The organism is Kribbella italica (genome assembly GCF_014205135.1).
Taxonomy (GTDB): Bacteria; Actinomycetota; Actinomycetes; order Propionibacteriales; family Kribbellaceae; genus Kribbella; species Kribbella italica.
This window is the reverse complement of record NZ_JACHMY010000001.1, coordinates 7,062,071-7,080,045: the sequence shown is the minus strand read 5'-3', so window position 1 is coordinate 7,080,045 and position 17,975 is coordinate 7,062,071. Positions and strand designations below refer to the sequence as shown.

Here is a 17,975-nt window from a genome sequence, read left to right as displayed (position 1 = left end):
TGCTCTACTCCTCTACCAGCGGTAGGAGCGCGCTGAGGTCGGTGCGCTCTCCGCTGGCGCGGAGTTTGCCGCTGTCGCGGGCCTCGGGCCAGGTGATGCGGCCGAGGCCCAGGTCGATCCAGAGCTCGGGGGGCATCTCGACGACGGCGCCGGGGGTGCCGCGGGTGTGGCGGGGGCCCTCGATGCACTGCACTGCGCCGTACGGCGGGACGCGCACCTCGACGGCGTGGCCGGGGGCCTTGGTGACCAGCAGCTTCAGCAGTTGTTTCACCAGGAGTTTCAGATCGGCCCGTTCGGCTTCACCTGCCTGGTAGCGGCGTAGTGCCGTGTCGAAGTCCACGACGGGCCAGCGTAGTCGCGGTTTCGCTCCCGCCCCCTTCGTGGTCGATAATCGAGGGCGACGACGATGCGATGCGGAGGTCCGGATGCTCACGCCCAGGCACCAGGCGCTGGTGGCGACACTGGCCGGGATGACCGTCGGGGTGGCCGTCTTCGGCACCGTGCTGGCCATCAACAGTGCGAACGGGGATGGCTCCGCGCAGACCGTCGTCACCAGTCCGACCCCGAGTCCCACGACGACCGCGACCGACGGGCTCCAGCCGGGCGCGTTGCAGTTCGTCGCGCAGACGTTCGGCACCGACCGGTCGCCGGTGAGCGCCGAGGTCCCGACGGGCTGGAAGAGCAGTCAGACCGGCACCAGGCCGCGGTACGTCGATCCGACCGGCGTCTGGCAGGTCCGGTTCGACGCGCGCGGCAGCAAGCAGACGCCGGACGCGCTGCTCGAGGCACGCCAGGGCAGCATCGACGAGCCGGACTACAAGGTGCTCAGCACCGAGAACACCACGCTCGTCTACACCTACACCGACGACGCGCGCGGCCCGCGGATGGGCCTGTCGCGCTGGATCCCGGCCGGGGACAGCGGCCGGTCGGCGGTCGAGATCACCGTCGGCGGCCGCCCGCAGGACGAGGCGGGGCTGCGCGCCGTGCTGGAGCGGGCCACCGAGACCCTGCAGCTGCCGGGCTCGGGCGACGACCGGCCCAGCTAGTACGCCGTACAGCCGGTCAGCACTTGAGGTCCGCCGCCGGCGCCGAGCCCTGCAGCAGGTAGCTCTCGACCGCGGTGTCGACGCACGCGTTGCCGGCCTTGTAGCCGGTGTGGCCGTCGCCGTCGCGGGTGATCAGCACCCCGCTCTCCAGCCCGCCCGCCAGCCCGACCGCCCACCCGTACGGCGTCGCCGGGTCGCGGGTGGTCCCGATCACGACGATCGGCTTCGTGCCGGGCGCCTTGATCGAGTGTGGCTTGCCGGTCGGCTTCACCGGCCAGTTCGCGCAGCTCAGCGACCCCCAGAGCAGGTACGCGCCGAACCGCGGCGACTCGGCCTGGTACTTCGACGCGAGCGCCTTCGCCTCCGCGACCGACCTGATGTCCTGGCGGTCGAGGCAGTTCACCGCGTAGATCGCCTCGTTCGCGTTGGTCGTGTAGCCGCGCGGGGTCCGGTCGGTGTTCTCGTCGACGATCGCGAGCAGCCGCGAGCCCTTGCCGGCCAAGCCGTCGGCGACGGCCTCTTCCAGCCGCGGCCAGGCCTCCCGCGAGTACAGCGGGTAGATCACGCCGAGCACCGCGAGGGCCTGCGTGACCTCGCGCTCCCCGCCGGTCGGGATCGGCTTGGCGTCGGTCTCGGTGAGCAGCTTGTCGACCGCGGCCAGCACCTCGGCCTTGGTGGTGCCGAGCTGGCAGTTGCGGCCCGCGCACTCCTCGGCGAACGCGTCGAGCGCGGTGTCGAAGCCCTTGGCCTGGGCGATGTTGTTCTCCTCGGCCGTCTTCGCCGGGTCGACCGCGCCGTCCAGGACCAGCCGGCCGACGTTCTTCGGGAACAGTTCCGCGTACGTCGCGCCGAGGAAGGTGCCGTACGAGTAGCCGATGTAGTTCAGCTCGACGTCGCCGACCAGCGCCCGCAGTACGTCGATGTCGCGCGCCGCGTCCTCGGTCGAGACGTGCGGCAGCAGCTTGCCCGAGCGCTCCTCGCAGGCGTCGGCGAAGCCCTTCGACACGGTGTTCAGCTCGTTGATCTCGGCCTCGTTGTCGGGGCTGCCGTCGGTCGCGATGAACTTGTCCTGCTCGGCGGTGTCCAGGCAGCGCACCGGCGTCGAGTCGCCGACACCGCGCGGGTCCCAGCCGACCACGTCGAACTTGCGCAGCAGCGCCGGGCCGAGGACGAACGAGGCCGCAGCGGCGAACTGGACGCCGGAAGCGCCCGGGCCGCCCGGGTTGAGGAAGAGCGTGCCGATCCTGCCGGTCCGGTCGCGGGCCGGGACCTTGCGGGCGCGCAGCTCGATGGTGTCGCCGGCGGGCTTGGTGTAGTCCAGCGGGACGGTGATCGTCGCGCACTGGCTGCCCGAGCCGCAGCGCTGCCAGGAGGGCGTCTGCTGGTAGAACTTCTCCAGCCCGGTGGGGATCGGGCCCGCCGGTGCGTTGGTCGGGTTGCCGCCCGTCGTACCGCCGCCGCCGTCGGCGTCCTGCGCCCGCGAGGCGACGCCGCACCCACCGACCAGCGCCACGACCAGCAGCCCTGCAACCACCCTGCACGTCTTCACTACGAGCCGTCTCCCGTGTTGTCGTCCGGTCCAGCCGTGGTGGACCCAGTGTCCGTCGGCGAATCGCTCAAACGCCGCCGGCGGCGTGGCTTGCGCCTGCGAGGGGCGGACTCCCCGTCCGCGGGCTGGGTGTCCGTGGACTGCCCCTCCGGCGTCGGCTTGGGCGGCGTGGTCTGCCGGGCAACCGGAGTCGGGAGGTCAGCCGGCGCGTCCGGTGTGGTGGTGCTGCTCGCCTCGTACTGCTGGCGGGGTGAGCACACGTCCGCCCGGCTGCAGGCGCAGCGGCGGCCGGAAGCAGCGAGCCGTACGACGACGGTGTCGCTCGGGACGTTGTGCCCGACGACCACGCCGTCTCCGGCGGGCGTCTCCACCGGCGTACCGACCGAGGGCGCCTTGGCGTTGAACTCCTGGTAGAGCGGGTGCTCGTACTTCAAGCAGCACATCAGCCGGCCGCACGCGCCCGAGATCTTCAGCGGGTTGAGCGGCAGGTCCTGGTCCTTCGCCATCCGGACGCTGACCGGCTCGAAGTCCTTGAGGAACGTCGCGCAGCACAGGTCGCGCCCGCACGGTCCGATCCCGCCCTGCAGCCGGGCCTCGTCGCGCGCGCCGACCTGGCGCAGCTCGATCCGCGCCCGCAGTCCACGCGCGAGGTCCCGGACCAGCTCGCGGAAGTCGACGCGGTGCGGCGCGGAGAAGTACACGATCACCAGCTGGTCCACGTCGGCCCGCCGGTCGACGAAGTCGATCCCGACCACCTTCATCGGCAGCCCGTGCTCGCGGATCAGCCGCTTCGCGGTCAGCCGCGCGTCGGCGCGGCGGTCACGGTTCTGCTCGTCGCGCTGCAGGTCGGCATCGGTCGCGACGCCCTCGCAGAGCGGCAGGCCGCCGATCTCCTCGGTCACGTACTGCGGCGCCCACACGCACTCGGCGACCTCGGGCCCGTCGTCGGTCGGGACCAGCACCTTCTGCCCGACCCGCGGCCGGTGCGGACCGGGGTCCAGGTAGTACAGCCGTCCGTACCGCTCGAACGACACCGCCATCACCATGCCCACGCGGCCAGACTAGGGCATGGCTCCCAGTTCCCCGCCGTAGCGAGCAGGTGCTCAGCGCTTGCTGTCCTTGATGGTCTTGTCGAGCGCGTCGCCGAACGGCCCGTACGCCGTGCAGTAGACGTCGCGGTCGCCGCTGTTCCAGCCGGCGCGCTCCGGGAACCAGGCGACCGGCTCGAGCTCGGAGTCGTCGACGTCGATCCCGACGTACGCCTTGAACTTCTCGTCGCAGGCCGCCTCGCCGAGGTCGGCGAGCTTCTTGTCGCCCGGCCAGTCCTGGGCCGGCAGCGTCACGATGCCGTACAGCTCCCCGTCGTGGTCGGCGGTGCAGGACGTGCGCGCGACCTCGTCCTCGTCGGAGGTGTCGTCGAAGCACTCGCCGACGTACAGGGCCTCGATGTACACGCCGGTGGGCTCCGTCGAGCTGACCGGCGTACCGCCGCTGGAGTACTCGTCCTCGGGCAACTGGGAGCCGATCACGATCAGGACGATCACCACCGCGGCGATCACCGAGATCACGCTGCCGACGATCAGGCCGACGACCGCCTGCGGGGTGCCGTCCTCGTTGCGGCGCTTGATCTGGACCAGGGCGGCGATGCCGAGCCCGACCGCGACCGGCGCGGCGATGGTGAAGATGATGCTGGCCAGACCGGTGATGAGCGCGGCTGTGGCCAGGCCGTTGGTCCGGCGGACCGCGCTGGGGTAGCCGTAGCCGTACGGCACCGGGGGCTGGCCGTAGGCCTGCGGGTACTGCTGGGTCGGGTACTGCGGCGGCGGCTGGTACGGCGCCTGCTGCTGGTACGACGGCTGCTGTGGCGCCGTGTACGACTGCTGCGGCTGTTGCGGTGCCGAGTACGGCGGGACGAACGGCGCCGGGGCGTCGTCCTGCGGCCGCTGCTGCTCGCCGTACGAGGGGAAGCTCCGCGGCCGGTCCTGTGGCCGGTTCGGGTCGTGCTGGTACGGCGGTTGTGTCATTTTCTTCTCCCCCAGGACCTAACGCTGCGCGCCGCGCATGGAGCCGACCAGGCGCTCCCCGCCCACCATGCACAGTACGTTGCCATCAGCAACAGCTTGATCTTCCAGCACGACGTAGTACATGTCCAGGTCGGAGCGCTCGTACGGCGTCCCGACGAAGTCCTGGAAGGCGGTCGCGCAGTGCTGGGTCGCGGACGTGCCCTTCTGCTCCGTCGACAGGCCGGTCATCGCCGCCCTCACCTTCGCGTACGCCTCACCGGAGTGGGACGCGCCGCAGTCCGCGATCGTGACCATCCGCAGCGTCTCGGCCGCCAGATCGGCGTGGAAGCACTGCAGCACCCGGACCTCGGCGATCGGGACGGAGCGGCCAATGCCGGCCTGCCGTTCGCCGTACAGGCCGAGGACGGCGGCGACGCCGATCGCGATCACCCAGCAGCCGGAGATCGCCAGCGCCGCCTGCGCCATCCGCCGGCCGCGGACACCGGCTCTCCTGGTCCGCCGCAACGCGACCGCCGCCAGCGGGATGCCGACCGGGATCAGCCCGGGCAGGCTGAAGGCGAGCGCCGCGATCGCGAAGCGATCCAGCCGCTGCGTCGGCGTCGGTACGCCGTCGAGCCACGACTCAGCCGACGGCAGCGACCGCACAGGCTCGACAGGCTGCGGCGGTTGGGTCATCCAGTTCCTTCGTGCGAGGTCCAGCGGCTGAGTTCCCCAGCCAGCCAGGACATCGCCCGCACCCCTACCTTCGTTACACCAAGTCCGCAACCCAGACCCGTGTCTCACCCCTCGAACAGCCCGCTGGAGGGGGCGTCTGTGGTCGATCTCTCACCTGGTTCTCACAAGCGCTTGGTTGGCTGGTCTTCTCGACCCGGGGTCAGCCTTCGAAGAGGTTGATGGTCATGGCTTCGAGGGCCAGGAGGGGGGCGACGTTGGTTTCGATGGCTTCGCGGCAGGCGGCGAGGGCGCCGATGCGGCGGACGGTTTGTTCGGGGGTGGTGCGGTCGGCGAACTGGGTGATCGACTTGTGCAGCTCGGCGTTGATCAGGTCGCTGCCGGCGCGGGTCTGCACCACCAGGACGTCGCGGTAGAGGGCCATCAGGTCGACCAGTGAGCGGTCGAGTACGTCGCGTTCCCAGCGCTTGGCTCGCGCTTTCTGCTGCTCCTCGAGGTCCTTGACGGCAGCAGCCGCCTCGCGGGGCTTGGCGCCCTTGGTACCCACGCCGAGCGCCTGCTCCAGTGCGGTGCGTTCCTTCTCGTCGACCGCGGCGGCGCTCGCCTTGGCCTCTTCCTTCGCGGCCTCCGCCAACTGCTGGGCCGCCTTCAGGCACGCCCCGATGTCCCGCAGCGCGAACGGCACCTCCAGCACCTTCGTCCGCCGATCGCGCACGGCCTCGTCGCGCGCCAGCGCTCGCGCCCGCCCGATGTGCCCCTGCGCGGCCCGGGCCGCGAACCCGGCCAGCGATGCGTCCACCCCGAGCGTCCGGCTCAGCATCTCCGCGACGGCGTCGACCGGCGGCGTCCGCAGTACCAGCAACCGGCAGCGCGAGCGGATCGTCGGTACGACGTCCTCGACGGTCGGCGCGCACAGCACCCACACGGTCCGCGGCGACGGCTCCTCGATGCTCTTCAGCAGCGCGTCGGCCGCCTGCTCGGTGAGCCGGTCGGCGTCCTCGACGACCATCACCTGCCAGCGCCCCTGCGTCGGACTCATCGCGGCCCGCCGGATCAGCTCGCGGATCTCGCTGACCCGGATCGACAGCAGCTCGGTCCGGATCAGTGACACGTCCGGGTGCGCCCCGCTGAGCGCCGTACGGCAGACGCTGCACTCGCCGCAGCCCTCGTCCGCACACTGCAGCGCCGCCGCGAACGCGCGCCCGGCGTTGGACCGGCCGGAGCCGGGCGGGCCGGTGATCAACCACGCGTGCGTCATCCCCGCCGTCGCCGCGCCGCTCTCGCCGCGCAGCCGGGCGGCAGCACCCGACACAGCCCGAGTCAGTACGTCGACAGCCGGCTCCTGCCCGACCAGGTCGTCCCAGACAGTCATCGGGTGTACCTCCTCGAGTCGGCCCGCAGCCACAGCCCATCCGCCCACCCGGTCGGTGGCCGGTACTTGTCGGCGGGAGCCGAGACGTCGACACCCGAGCCCATCGAGGGCCGGCACCTGCTAACGCGGCCCGCCGCGCGGACTCCAGGCCGCGACCGGAACTCGCAGGTGGGAGCTGAGACGCCGGCACCCGAGCCCATCGGGGGCCGGTACTTGTTGATGCGAGCCGCCGCGCGGACTCCCGGCTGTGGCCAGTACCTGACGCGAGCCGTGGCGTGGGCTCCCGGCCGGTGCTCGGCGTGCACACCCGATCTCTTCAGCCACTGGCAGTTCTCTGTGCGCACCAGCCCTCACCCGATCTTCGGCAGGAGTGGGAGCAACCGGGCCTGGATCTGCGCGGCGATCTGTTCACGATCCTGCGTCGCGTCGATCACCAAGTAGTGCTGCGGTTCAGCAGCCGCCAGCTCCAAGAAGGCCGCCCGGACGCGCTCGTGGAAGTCCGCGGACTGGGCTTCGATCCGGTCGCGTTCCTCGAAGCGGCCGAGGCCGCTCTTCGGGGCCAGGTCCAGCAGGACGGTCAGGTTCGGGCGGAGGTCGGCGGTGGCCCAGCGGTTGACGCGCTCGACGTCCGACAGGTCCAGGTCGCGCCCGGATCCCTGGTAGGCCAGCGCGGAGTCGACGTACCGGTCGGTGATCACGACCGAGCCCGCCTTGAGCGCCGGCTTGATCACCGAGTCGACGTGCTCGGCCTTGTCGGCGGCGTAGATCAGCGCCTCGGCCCGGTGCGAGATGTCGCCGGTGGCCGGGTCGAGCACGATCTGCCGCAGCGTCTTGCCGAGGTCCGTCGCGCCCGGTTCACGCGTCAGCAGGACGTGCTGCCCGCGATCCTCCAGCCATTTCACCAGCAGCGCGGACTGCGTCGACTTGCCCGCGCCCTCCCCACCTTCCAGAGCGACGAACAAGCCAGTGGTCGGATACACCCCAGGCGTCTTCCCGAAGCTCTTCCGTACGTCGCGCCAGAACGGCACGCCCGGCCGGTCGTCCATCTGCCGCCACGCGACCAGCCCGATCGATCCGGCGACCACGGCCGCGATCAGCATGGTCAGGGCGGCGCCGTTGTAGCTCAGCGAACGGTCACCGACCCGCACGGTCTGGCGGCCGATCGCGCCGGCCAGGAACGGCGCGACCGCGAGCGTCAGCGCGAGCACCGTGCGGACCGCGGACTGCACGAAGGCGAAGGTCCGGCCGCGCAGGTTGTCCGGGACCTCGAGGCCGAGCAGCGTCTGCCCGGAGACCCAGGAGGCGCCGGCGCAGAAGCCGAGCAGGATCGCGATCATCGTGGCGATCTCGATCTGCTGGATCAGCGACAGCCCGGCCAGCCCGACCCCCGAGCCGACCAGCCCGGCCGCGAACAGCCGGCGCCGGGACAGCCCGGAGAAGATCCGCGGCGCGAACCCCATCCCGAGCGCGAGGCCGCCGAAGACCGCGCCGAACAGTACGCCGTACCCGGGATCGCCCGCGTCGAGGTCCTCGACGTACGTGCGGCCCAGCCCGATCACCACGGCACCCGCCGCGAAGGCGCCGGAGATGCCGACGACCAGGCCGCGGACCACCGGCGTACCGGTGACGTAGGACCAGCCCTCGACCATGGTCCGCCACAGCGTCGGGTGGTCCTCGTGGTCGTGCGCGCCGGCCCGGCCGATCTCGGCCACGGAGATGATCGCGAGGCCGGAGACCGCGAAGGTGGCCGCGTTCACGTACACCGCGATGTCGATCGCGACCTCGCCCAGGCCGCGGCCGGCCAGCGTGATCGCGGTGAAGATGACCGCCGCCGGCAGCGCCGACCCGTACGTCGTGACCAGGCTGATCTGGTTGGCCGCCTCGAGCCGGTGCCGGGGCACCAGGTTCGGCACGCTGGCGTCCTTGGACGGGCCCCAGATCAGGCTGACGATCTCGATCAGCACGGTGGCGACCAGCACCCAGGTGAGCGTGCCGACGATCGGGATGCTGACGAAGAACGCCGCCCGGATCAGGTCGCCGAGGATCATCGTCCAGCGCCGGTCGAGCCGGTCGGCGACCCAGCCGGCCACCGGGCCCATCACCAGCGCGGGCAGCACGCGCAGGAACAGCACGCCGCCGATCGCGAAGTTGGCCGCCTGGTAGTCGTCCCCGGCGAAGTTCTTGGCCATCGCGGTCAGCGCCAGCAGCCCGATCCAGTCGCCGAGGCTGGACAGCCCGAAGGCGATCCACAGCCGCCGGAACGCCCGGATCCGCAGCACCGCCCGCAGATCGTGGGCCGGTGCAGGATCGGTCAACGGGTCGTACGGCTCCGGCACGACACAGAGCCTAGTCGGCCCTACCGACTGCTTCTGACTCCAGGGGAGAAGTGATCACTGACACAGGTGTGCCGGCCGGGGCGGCCGGCTGATGCAGACTGAGGCGTCCGGATTCGTACCAGGCCGCCCGTACGCCGGGCTGCCGACCGATGTGGAGGCTTCGTGACCACCGCCGTTCCCCTGCCCGCTCAGCGGCCGCTCGTACTCGCCGACGTACTGGGCAGGTCCCGGACCCGCGATCTCGCGCTGGTCGTCACCGCCGCGCTGTTCACCGCCGCGCTGGCGCAGATCGCGATCCCGGTGCCGGGCTCGCCGGTGCCGATCACCGGGCAGACCCTGGCCGTCGTACTGACCGCGGCCGCGCTCGGCCCGCACCGTGGGCTGGCCGGCCAGGCGCTCTACCTGGTCCTCGGCGCGATCGGCCTGCCGTTCTACAGCGAGGCCTCCGGCGGCTTCGAGGTGATCAGCGGCGCGACCGGCGGCTACATCGTCGGCTTCCTGCCCGCGGCGTACCTGATCGGCCTGGCCGCCAAGCACCAGCTCGACCGGGCCCTGTGGAAGGCGCTGCCGCTGTTCGTCGCCGGCCAGGCGATCATCTTCGCCGTCGGCGTCCCGTGGCTGGCCGTCACCGCCCACCTCAGCGCGGGCGAGGCCATCGCGGCCGGCTTCACCCCGTTCATCGTCGGTGGCCTGATCAAGGCAGCCGTGGCCGGCGCGGCCCTGCCCGGCCTGTGGAAGCTCACCAAGCGCGGCTGACTACCGATCGACTGACCCGTTCAGAACGGCGGGCGCACGCCCGCCACGTCGTACAGCTGGACGTCGCCGCCGAGGAACTCGATCCCGGTCCTCGGCGCCCGCGCGACCGCACGCCAGGCGTCGAGGGTCTCCTGCGACTCCCACCGCTCGAAGTTGTTCACCCGGCCCGGATCGACCGGGTCGGCGGTGATCGCGACATCGAGGCAGCCGGGCGCCGAACGCGCCCGGCCGACCAGGTCGGCGTGGGCGGCGACGTACTCGTCGCGGCGTTCGGGATCGACCTGCACGTGTCCGGCGATGATCAGCATCTGAGTCCTCCGTAGGGTTGGTCACCCTACCGACGAACAGACCGGCCGCTGCCGGACAAGGAGAGCTAGGCCGGCAGGGCGGCCGGCTCCTGGACGTCCTCGAACAGGCCTTCCGGTGGTGCGATCAGCGGGAGGTCCGGGATCGGGTACTCGGAGTGCTCGCGCCGGCACGGTCCGAACGGGCCGTCCGGGTCGAGCAGGAAGGTCATGTGGTGGTCGGCGTGGTCGCGCCACCACATCGACATTCCGGTGTCGCCGTCCTGGCGCAGGTACTCCCAGGAACGCCACAGGGCGTCGAGGCGGCACATCGCCTCGAAGTGGCGGTACCACTCCGGGCACCAGACGTGGCTGTGGCCGAGCTTGCGGGCGTAGGCCTTCACCAGGAACTCCGACACGAAGGCCGCGAGGTGCGGAAAGTACGGGGTGTACTGCTCGGACATCGATCACTCCAAGGGATCCGCTCCCGCCGTCTCACGACGGCGGGAGCGCGACGGACGAGTCAGCGGCCCTTTTCGAGCTTCTCGATCTTCTTGCCCAGCTTGCCGAGCTGGTTGGCGCTGTCCTTCATCTGCCGGCTGCTCGCCGACAACCCGGACTTCCGCATCTCGGACTGGAACTCCTTGATGTTCTGGTACTGCTCCTTCAGGTTGTCCAGCGAGTCCGCCATGCTCGTTTCCCTTCTCAGGAACGGTCTTTGTGGTCTGTGCCGGTTGGCACGACCACTCGGACGCAAGCACGAATCCCGCCGGTTCCCGCTCCGGGAAGTATTCAGCCTCCGTCGAACAGTGGGGCTCCGACGGAGGCTGATGACCAGGGCAACTAGCTGAACTTCACCGACAGCGACGCCGCGGCGGTGTGCAGCTTGTACTTGTCGGCCAGCGCCGGGCCGCAGGAGTTCGAGCCGATGCCCGCCTGCGCGAGGTCCAGCGTCACGTACGTCGTGGCGGGCTTCACGTCGATCGTGTGCTTGGCGTTCTCCAGGTCTGCGCTGGTCCAGTCGCGGACGGTCAGGCCGAACAGGTCCGGAGCCGCCTCGATCCGCAGCGTGCCCTCGGCACCGGTCAGAACGGCCCAGCGGGTGTCGATGCGGTGGCCGTTCTCCTGCGGACGCACGTACGGCGTCTGCAGCTGCGCGACGGTCGCGGAGTACTTGCCGACCGCGGCGGCCGACCGGGTGTCGACGTACGCCTCGTTCGGCCCGGCGCCGAACCACTCGACGCCGTCCACCTTCGGCAGCTCGAACGTGACGCCCAGCCGCGGCAGGGTCGCCGGGAACTGGCCCTCGGGCTTGACGGTGAGGTCCAGGTGCAGCCCGTCCTCGAGCCGGCTCCACACCCAGGTCGAGAGCAGACCCCACTGCAGCGCGGGCGGCGCCGTCCGCGTGACGACCTTCCAGCCGGTCTCGTGCGTGGTCGCCGAGACGACCCGGTGCTGCACGCGGTGTACGCCGGCCTCGCGCCAGGCCTCGGCGACCCCCGGGATGGCATCGTTGTCGGTCGGCGCCCGCCAGACGTCGAGGCGCGCGTTCGTGACCCCGCCGACCGTGATCCCGTGCACCCCGGCGACGCCGTCGGTCGGCGCGGTACCCGCCGTGCCGACGCCCGCGGTCGTCGAGCGGCCGGCCGGCTCGTCCAGCCGCACCTGACCCCACGCGACCCGGTGCCCGGCCTCGGCCCACGCCGTACCGTCCGTCAGCTCGGCGATCACCGTCACCCAGGCTTCGGCCTGGCCGGCGAACTCCTGTACCGGCAGCTCGACCGAAGCAGACTCCCCCGGCGCGATCGGCGGCACCGACAGCTCGCCGCCGCCGACCTGCTCGCCCTGGACCTCCACGACGTACCGGAAGCTCAGGTGGCTCGTGTCGAGCACCTCGTACCGGTTGCCGATCACCACACCATTGCCATCGGCAACGATACGCAGCGGCTCGATCACCTTGACGTACTCGAGCATGCCCGGCGACGGCGTCCGGTCCGGGAACAGCAGACCGTCGCAGACGAAGTTGCCGTCGTGGATGCTCTCGCCGAAGTCCCCGCCGTAGGCGTAGAACTCCTGCCCGTCCTCGCTCTTGCGCAGCCCGTGGTCGATGAACTCCCAGATGAAGCCGCCCTGGCAGCGCGGGTACTTCTCGAACAGCTCGCGGTAGTCCAGCAGCCCGCCCGGCCCGTTGCCCATCGCGTGGCCGTACTCGCACAGGATGAACGGCAGTCCCCGGTACGACGTGGGGTCCTCGCCGATCTTCGCGACGTCCTCCGGCGAGGTGTACATCTGCGAGTAGATGTCGACGAACTCCGCGTGCGTGTCCCGCTCGTAGTGCACCGGCCGCGACGGGTCGAGCTCCTTGGCCACGGCGTACATGGCCTTGAGGTTGTCGCCCATGCCGCACTCGTTGCCGAGCGACCAGAGCACGATGCTCGGGTGGTTCTTGTCCCGCTCGACCATCCGGCGCATCCGCAGCTCGAGGTCGGGCTTGAAGCGCTCGTCCATCACCGGGTTCGGCAGGTCGGGCGCCTGCGGCTCGTAGCCGAAGCCGTGGGTCTCCAGGTCGCACTCGTCGACGACGTACAGGCCGTGCAGGTCGCACAGGTCGAGGAAGTGCGGATGCGGCGGGTAGTGGCTGGTGCGGACGGCGTTGATCCCGGCCCGCTTCATGATCAGGACGTCGTCCAGCATGTCCTGCTCGGTCAGCGCGCGGCCGCGGTCGGGGTGGACCTCGTGCCGGTTGACGCCGTTGAACAGGACCCGGTTGCCGTTCACGGTGAAGACGCCGTCGACGATCGCGACGGTGCGGAAACCGATCCGGATCCGGACCTCGCCGCCGTCGGTGCGCACGACCCCGTCGTACAGCTTGGGGCTCTCGGCGCTCCACGGCTCGACCTGCGCGACCGCGGTCTGCTCACCGGTCGCGAACTCCAGCCCGAGCTCCGGTACGACGACGGTCCCGGCGACGTCGGAGTCCACCTTGAGCGTGCCGGCGCCACCGTCGTACGCCGCGTGCACGAACACGTCGGTCGGCGCGGTCGGCTTCAGCGCGAGCAGGTTGACCTCACGGAAGATCCCGGACAGCCACCACATGTCCTGGTCCTCGACGTAGCTACCGGTCGACCACTGGTGCACGCGGACGGCGACGCGGGCCTCCTGGCCGGGCGTCACCAGGTTGGTCAGGTCGAACTCACTCGGCAGCCGCGAGCCGGACGACCAGCCCACGAGCTCGCCGTTCACGTGCAGCGCGAACCGCGAGTCCACGCCCTCGAACCGCAGCACGATCCGCGACCCGGCGAAGTCGGCCGGCACGGTGACGGTCCGGACGTAGTCGCCGGTCGGGTTGTCGGTCGGCACGAACGGCGGCTCGAGCGGGAACGGGTAGACCACGTTCGTGTACGCCGGGGCGCCGTACCCCTGCAGCTGCCAGTGGCCCGGCACGCTGATCGTGTCCCACCCGCTGGTGTCCGGGTCCTTCAGGTCGTCGGGCGCGTCCGCCACGCTCGGCGAGAGCCGGAAGCTCCAGTCACCGGTCAGCGAGACCCGGGCGGAGTCGTCGTCCAGCCAGGCCCGCGGGGGCAGCACTCCGGCGGCGGGGGCGAAGTCTTCGACATAACTGTGGTCGTAGGTCACAGACACCGACCCTACGACTGTTCTGTTCACGAATCCACACCGATGAACAGATATGGACAGGTCGCCCCCGCCGCGGACGGTCAGCTGATCCGGGCTGTGTCCGTCGGGAGGATCGTCTGGCCGGTGACGAACTGGCTCCACAGGCCGAACTCCAACGGCCGGTACGACGACGCGCGGCTCTCGACCAGGCTCACGCTCCGGGTGCGACCGCCCGGCCCGGTGACCTCGCGGGTGGCGCCGAACGACAGCTGGAACCGTGAGGTCCCGGCACGGTTCTGCGGCGGTGTCGCCGTCGGCAGGATGATCTCGTCGAAGGCATACCGGTAGTCCCCGCGATAGGGACCGGAGACCTTCTCGAGCGTCTGTTCCAGGACGACGCCGGTGCTCGGGATCGAGACCAGCAGGCCGAACTCGCCGTTGTCGAACCGGGTGTTCAGCAGGTACACCGGCGTCTCGACGCCCTGCAGGTTGGTGGAGGCTCCGCCCCCGACCTGCGCACCGGCCGGACAGGCCTGTGGCCCGCCGGCGCGGAGCACCGACGCCGCACACGTCGGGAACGCGCTGAGGTTGAACGAGACCGACGGATCGAACAGGAACACGAACCGGCGGGCACCCGCCGGGGTGATGCCCTCGGCGGTCCGGCTGCGCCGGTCGAAGTCGACCGTCACACCGTGCCGGGTCCCGGGCTGACGGGTGACCGAAACGTCGAGCCGGTCGAGGTTGCGCGGACCAGCGACCTCGGCCTCGTACGGTCGCTGCGCCCCGGCGGGAGCCGGGTCGGCCGGCACGCTGCCTCCACCCCGGGCGTCGGCAGGAACGGCGGCCGCGGTCAGCAGCAGGGCAACTGAAGCGGTCAGAGCGGCTGTGATCGGCAAGGGAACTCCTTCGGCGAAGGCGGGTCGACCGGACCTTGCCAAGTCAATCGCCGCGCGCGAAAACCAGCCGAAAGCCGGACCTACCGGCAGGCTCAGCCGGAACAGTCCGAGCAGACACCCACCAGCGCCACCTGTTCCGGGGCGAGCTTGAAGCCGAGATCCCGCTGCAGCTTGCGGCGGGTCGGGTCGAGCGTGTCGCCGGGAGCGTCGAGCACCTTGCCGCACTCGGAGCAGCGCACGTGCAGGTGCCGGGGAGCCAGCTCGCCGGACAGGTGGTACGTCGTACCGGCGCGGCCGAGGTGGACGTGCGTGATCAGGCCGAACTCGCCGAGCGCGTCGAGCGCCCGGTAGACGGTCGCGCGGTGGATGCCCGGCCGGAGTTGCTCGGCCCGTTCGCCGATCTGCTCCGCGCTGAGGTGCTCGTCGGTGTTCGCGAGCACCTCGACGACCGCGAGCCGCGCCGGGGTCACCCGCTCCCCGCGCTCCCGCAGCCGCTGCGCGGTCACCTCGGCCGGTCCCAACGGACCGGTGTCTTTCCGGATCGGCGCCATGGTCCAGTCTCTCAGGACTTCTTCGCCGCGGCCTTCTTCGCGGTCGTCTTCTTCGCCGCGGCCTTCTTGGTCGTCGTCTTCTTGGCGGCCGCCTTCTTGGCCGTGCTCTTCTTCGCCGGCGACTTCTTGGCCGTCTTCTTCACCGGACCGCGGGCCCGCTTGTCGGCGAGCAGCTCGGCCGCCCGCAGCAGCGAGATGCTGTCGACCGCGTCGTCCTTGCGCAGCGTCGCGTTGGTCTCCCCGTCGGTGACGTACGGACCGAAGCGGCCCTCCTTCACCACGATCGGCTGGCCGGACTCCGGGTCCTCGCCGAGCTCCTTCAGCGGCGGCGCGGCGGCGCGGCGGCCGCGCTGCTTGGGCTCGGCGTAGATCTTCAGCGCCTCGTCGAGGGTGATGTCGAAGATCTGGTCCTCGGTCTGCAGCGACCGCGAGTCGGTGCCCTTCTTCAGGTACGGCCCGTAGCGGCCGTTCTGCGCGGTGATCTCGTCACCGGACTCCGGGTCCTTGCCGACCACCCGCGGCAGCGCCAGCAGCTTGAGCGCGTCGTCCAGGGTGACGGTGTCCAGCGTCATCGACTTCAGCAGCGAACCGGTCCGCGGCTTGGCGCTCTTCGGCGCGTCCTCGGCCAGCACCTCGGTCACGTACGGACCGAAGCGGCCCGCCTTCGCGACCACCTGCAGGCCGGAGTCCGGTACGGCGCCGAGCTCGATCTCGACACCCGACGGCTGGCTGAGCAGTTCCTTGGCCTTGTCGACCGTGAGCTCGTCCGGCGGCAGGTCCTCCGGCACGTTCGCGCGGGTCTCGTCCGGGCCCTCGACGTACGGGCCGTAGCGCCCGACGCGGACGACGATGCCGCTGTCCGGCGGGCCGACCGGGAAGGTCGACATCTCCCGGGCGTCGATGTCGCCGAGATCGCTGACCATCGACTGCAGGCCCTCGAGGTCGTCGTCGCCGAAGTAGAACCGGCCGAGCACACCCTCGCGCTGCAGGTTCCCGGCGGCGACGTCGTCCAGCACGTCCTCCATCGAGGCGGTGAACGCGTAGTCGACCAGGCGGGTGAAGTGCTCCTCCAGCAGCCGGACGACGGCGAAGGCCAGCCACGCCGGAACCAGCGCGTTGCCCTTCTTGTAGACGTACCCGCGGGCCTGGATCGTGCCCAGGATCGACGCGTACGTCGACGGCCGGCCGATCTCGCGCTCTTCCAGCTGGGCGATCAGCGTCGCCTCGGTGAAGCGCGACGGCGGCTTGGTCTCGTGCCCGGAGGCGATCACCTCGGTGGCCGGCAGGACATCGCCCTGCGCCACGTCGGGGATCTGGGTCTCCCGGTCGTCGGTCTCGTGCGACGGGTCGTCCGCGCCCTCGACGTACGCCTTGAGGAACCCGTGGAACGTGATCACCCGGCCCGACGAGGTGAACTCGCAGTTCTCCCCGGTCGAGGCCTTGGCGTCGATCTTGATCGAGACGCTGTTCCCGGCCGCGTCCTTCATCTGGGACGCGATCGTGCGCATCCAGATCAGCTCGTAGAGCCGGAACTCCGCACCGGACAGCCCGGTCTGCGCCGGGGTCTGGAACTGCTCCCCGGCCGGCCGGATCGCCTCGTGCGCTTCCTGGGCGTTCTTCACCTTGGAGGTGTAGACCCGCGGCTTGTCCGGCAGGTACGACGCGCCGTACAGCTCGCGGACCTGGGCCCGGGCCGCGGTGATCGCGGTGTCCGACAGCGTGACGCTGTCGGTTCGCATGTAGGTGATGTTGCCGTTCTCGTACAGCCGCTGCGCGATCTGCATCGTCTGCGAGGCGGACATGTTCAGCTTGCGTCCGGCCTCCTGCTGCAGCGTGGTGGTCCGGAACGGCGCGTACGGCTTGCGGGTGTACGGCTTGGACTCGATCGAACGCACCGTGAACTGTGAGTCCTGCAGCGCCGCGGCCAGCGCGGTCGCCGTCGACTCGTCCAGGTGGACCGTGTTCTGGCCCTTCAGCTCACCGGTCGACGCGAAGTCACGGCCCTGCGCGATCCGCCGGCTGTCGACCGAGACCAGCCGGGACGGGAACAGCCGGGGCGTCTTGCCCTCGCCGGCGTCCAGCGTCGCGTCCAGGTCCCAGTACGACGCGCTGCGGAACGCGATCCGCTCGCGCTCGCGGTCGACCACCATCCGCACGGCGACCGACTGCACCCGGCCGGCCGACAGCTTCGGCATGACCTTCTTCCACAGCACCGGGGAGACCTCGTAGCCGTAGAGCCGGTCGAGGATCCGCCGGGCCTCCTGGGCGTCGACCAGCGCGTCGTTGATCTGCCGCGCGCTGCCGACCGCGTCCTGGATCGCCTTCGGCGTGATCTCGTGGAAGACCATCCGCTTGACCGGGATCTTCGGCTTCAGCTCGTCCAGCAGGTGCCACGCGATGGCCTCGCCCTCGCGGTCCTCATCGGTCGCGAGGTAGAGCTCGTCGGCGTCCTTCAGCAGGTCCTTGAGCTTGCGAATCTGCGCCTTCTTGTCGGCCGGTACGACGTACAGCGGGTCGAAGTGGTCGTCGATGTTCACGCCGAGCCGGGCCCACGGCAGCCCCTTGTACTTGGCGGGGATCTCGTCGGCCCCCTTCGGCAGGTCCCGGATGTGGCCGAAGCTGGACTCCACCACGTACCCGGCACCGAGGAAACCGGCGATCATCCGCGCCTTCTTCGGCGACTCGACGATCACCAGCCGGCGCCCGGTGCCCGCTACCGCGGTTCCGGACGATGTCTTGGTCCCTGCTGCCCCTGCCACTGCGCTCCTTGCTGTCTGCGGCCTTCACCTGGCCCGTAGGCCAACCAACGTCTGCGGCCGGACTGCTCATTCCCCGTGAGCACCACCCCGAGCACCGACCCTGCCCGAAGACAGA

Annotated in this window: 16 protein-coding genes; 2 read left to right on the top strand and 14 right to left on the bottom strand. The window is 70.7% G+C overall.

Annotated elements, in window-relative coordinates; all coding sequences use genetic code 11:
• Positions 1 to 4 precede the first annotated feature (4 nt).
• The gene (locus HDA39_RS33020; protein WP_184801892.1) at positions 5 to 340 is read right to left on the bottom strand and encodes a sterol carrier family protein; all 336 of its coding nucleotides are present in this window, start codon (positions 338 to 340) and stop codon (positions 5 to 7) included.
• 85 nt (positions 341 to 425) lie between these two features.
• Between HDA39_RS33020 and HDA39_RS33015 the strand changes: the two genes are divergently transcribed.
• Complete coding sequence (locus HDA39_RS33015; protein ID WP_184801890.1) at positions 426 to 1,046, top strand: hypothetical protein; 621 nt, start codon at positions 426 to 428, stop codon at positions 1,044 to 1,046.
• A gap of 16 nt (positions 1,047 to 1,062) precedes the next feature.
• Here HDA39_RS33015 and HDA39_RS33010 read toward each other — a convergent pair whose 3' ends face one another.
• The 6 genes from HDA39_RS33010 to tmk all read right to left on the bottom strand — a co-directional run bounded on the left by HDA39_RS33010 (position 1,063) and on the right by tmk (position 8,999).
• Positions 1,063 to 2,580 carry an alpha/beta hydrolase gene (locus HDA39_RS33010; RefSeq protein ID WP_337925998.1) on the bottom strand — a complete coding sequence of 506 codons (1,518 nt, stop codon included), beginning with the start codon at positions 2,578 to 2,580 and terminating at the stop codon, positions 1,063 to 1,065.
• Positions 2,581 to 2,594: 14 nt separating this feature from the next.
• Positions 2,595 to 3,641 carry a PSP1 domain-containing protein gene (locus HDA39_RS33005; RefSeq protein WP_184806783.1) on the bottom strand — a complete coding sequence of 349 codons (1,047 nt, stop codon included), beginning with the start codon at positions 3,639 to 3,641 and terminating at the stop codon, positions 2,595 to 2,597.
• Positions 3,642 to 3,698: 57 nt separating this feature from the next.
• Positions 3,699 to 4,619 carry a DUF4190 domain-containing protein gene (locus HDA39_RS33000; RefSeq protein WP_184801886.1) on the bottom strand — a complete coding sequence of 307 codons (921 nt, stop codon included), beginning with the start codon at positions 4,617 to 4,619 and terminating at the stop codon, positions 3,699 to 3,701.
• An 18-nt stretch (positions 4,620 to 4,637) separates the two neighbouring features.
• Entirely contained in the window at positions 4,638 to 5,294 is a 657-nt protein-coding gene (locus tag HDA39_RS32995) for a DUF4190 domain-containing protein (RefSeq protein ID WP_184801884.1), read from the bottom strand.
• 199 nt (positions 5,295 to 5,493) lie between these two features.
• Positions 5,494 to 6,663 (bottom strand): DNA polymerase III subunit delta', encoded by a 1,170-nt coding sequence (locus tag HDA39_RS32990; RefSeq protein ID WP_184801882.1) that lies wholly within the window; start codon positions 6,661 to 6,663, stop codon positions 5,494 to 5,496.
• A 350-nt stretch (positions 6,664 to 7,013) separates the two neighbouring features.
• Entirely contained in the window at positions 7,014 to 8,999 is a 1,986-nt protein-coding gene (tmk, locus tag HDA39_RS43915) for a dTMP kinase (protein ID WP_184801880.1), read from the bottom strand.
• 162 nt (positions 9,000 to 9,161) lie between these two features.
• On the opposite strand from tmk, the gene HDA39_RS32980 reads away from it, so the two are divergent.
• On the top strand, positions 9,162 to 9,755 hold the full coding sequence (locus HDA39_RS32980; RefSeq protein ID WP_184801878.1) for a biotin transporter BioY: 594 nt from the start codon (positions 9,162 to 9,164) through the stop codon (positions 9,753 to 9,755).
• 20 nt (positions 9,756 to 9,775) lie between these two features.
• Here HDA39_RS32980 and HDA39_RS32975 read toward each other — a convergent pair whose 3' ends face one another.
• The 7 genes from HDA39_RS32975 to topA all read right to left on the bottom strand — a co-directional run bounded on the left by HDA39_RS32975 (position 9,776) and on the right by topA (position 17,860).
• A complete protein-coding gene (locus HDA39_RS32975) occupies positions 9,776 to 10,063 on the bottom strand; it encodes a putative quinol monooxygenase (protein WP_184801876.1) in 288 nt (95 codons plus the stop codon).
• Between the two features lie 65 nt (positions 10,064 to 10,128).
• Positions 10,129 to 10,503 carry a DUF4913 domain-containing protein gene (locus HDA39_RS32970; protein ID WP_184801874.1) on the bottom strand — a complete coding sequence of 125 codons (375 nt, stop codon included), beginning with the start codon at positions 10,501 to 10,503 and terminating at the stop codon, positions 10,129 to 10,131.
• 59 nt (positions 10,504 to 10,562) lie between these two features.
• Entirely contained in the window at positions 10,563 to 10,730 is a 168-nt protein-coding gene (locus HDA39_RS32965; RefSeq protein ID WP_184801872.1) for a hypothetical protein, read from the bottom strand.
• Between the two features lie 152 nt (positions 10,731 to 10,882).
• Positions 10,883 to 13,675 carry a glycoside hydrolase family 2 TIM barrel-domain containing protein gene (locus HDA39_RS32960; protein ID WP_337925997.1) on the bottom strand — a complete coding sequence of 931 codons (2,793 nt, stop codon included), beginning with the start codon at positions 13,673 to 13,675 and terminating at the stop codon, positions 10,883 to 10,885.
• A gap of 80 nt (positions 13,676 to 13,755) precedes the next feature.
• On the bottom strand, positions 13,756 to 14,550 hold the full coding sequence (locus HDA39_RS32955; protein WP_202893189.1) for a hypothetical protein: 795 nt from the start codon (positions 14,548 to 14,550) through the stop codon (positions 13,756 to 13,758).
• A 92-nt stretch (positions 14,551 to 14,642) separates the two neighbouring features.
• Positions 14,643 to 15,101: a Fur family transcriptional regulator gene (locus HDA39_RS32950; RefSeq protein WP_184801870.1), complete on the bottom strand. Its 459-nt coding sequence runs from the start codon at positions 15,099 to 15,101 to the stop codon at positions 14,643 to 14,645.
• 11 nt (positions 15,102 to 15,112) lie between these two features.
• Positions 15,113 to 17,860, bottom strand: coding sequence for a type I DNA topoisomerase (gene topA / locus HDA39_RS32945; protein WP_184801868.1), 2,748 nt, complete (start codon positions 17,858 to 17,860; stop codon positions 15,113 to 15,115).
• Positions 17,861 to 17,975: the final 115 nt, after the last annotated feature.

Excerpts from the sequence above, each read along its gene's own strand:
- HDA39_RS33015 (WP_184801890.1), top strand. The coding sequence starts at position 426 with ATGCTCACGCCCAGGCACCAGGCGCTGGTGGCGACACTGGCCGGGATG.
- HDA39_RS33005 (WP_184806783.1), bottom strand. The coding sequence starts at position 3,641 with ATGGTGATGGCGGTGTCGTTCGAGCGGTACGGACGGCTGTACTACCTG.
- HDA39_RS33000 (WP_184801886.1), bottom strand. The coding sequence starts at position 4,619 with ATGACACAACCGCCGTACCAGCACGACCCGAACCGGCCACAGGACCGG.
- HDA39_RS32995 (WP_184801884.1), bottom strand. The coding sequence starts at position 5,294 with ATGACCCAACCGCCGCAGCCTGTCGAGCCTGTGCGGTCGCTGCCGTCG.
- HDA39_RS32990 (WP_184801882.1), bottom strand. The coding sequence starts at position 6,663 with ATGACTGTCTGGGACGACCTGGTCGGGCAGGAGCCGGCTGTCGACGTA.
- HDA39_RS32975 (WP_184801876.1), bottom strand. The coding sequence starts at position 10,063 with ATGCTGATCATCGCCGGACACGTGCAGGTCGATCCCGAACGCCGCGAC.
- HDA39_RS32970 (WP_184801874.1), bottom strand. The coding sequence starts at position 10,503 with ATGTCCGAGCAGTACACCCCGTACTTTCCGCACCTCGCGGCCTTCGTG.
- HDA39_RS32965 (WP_184801872.1), bottom strand. The coding sequence starts at position 10,730 with ATGGCGGACTCGCTGGACAACCTGAAGGAGCAGTACCAGAACATCAAG.
- HDA39_RS32950 (WP_184801870.1), bottom strand. The coding sequence starts at position 15,101 with ATGGCGCCGATCCGGAAAGACACCGGTCCGTTGGGACCGGCCGAGGTG.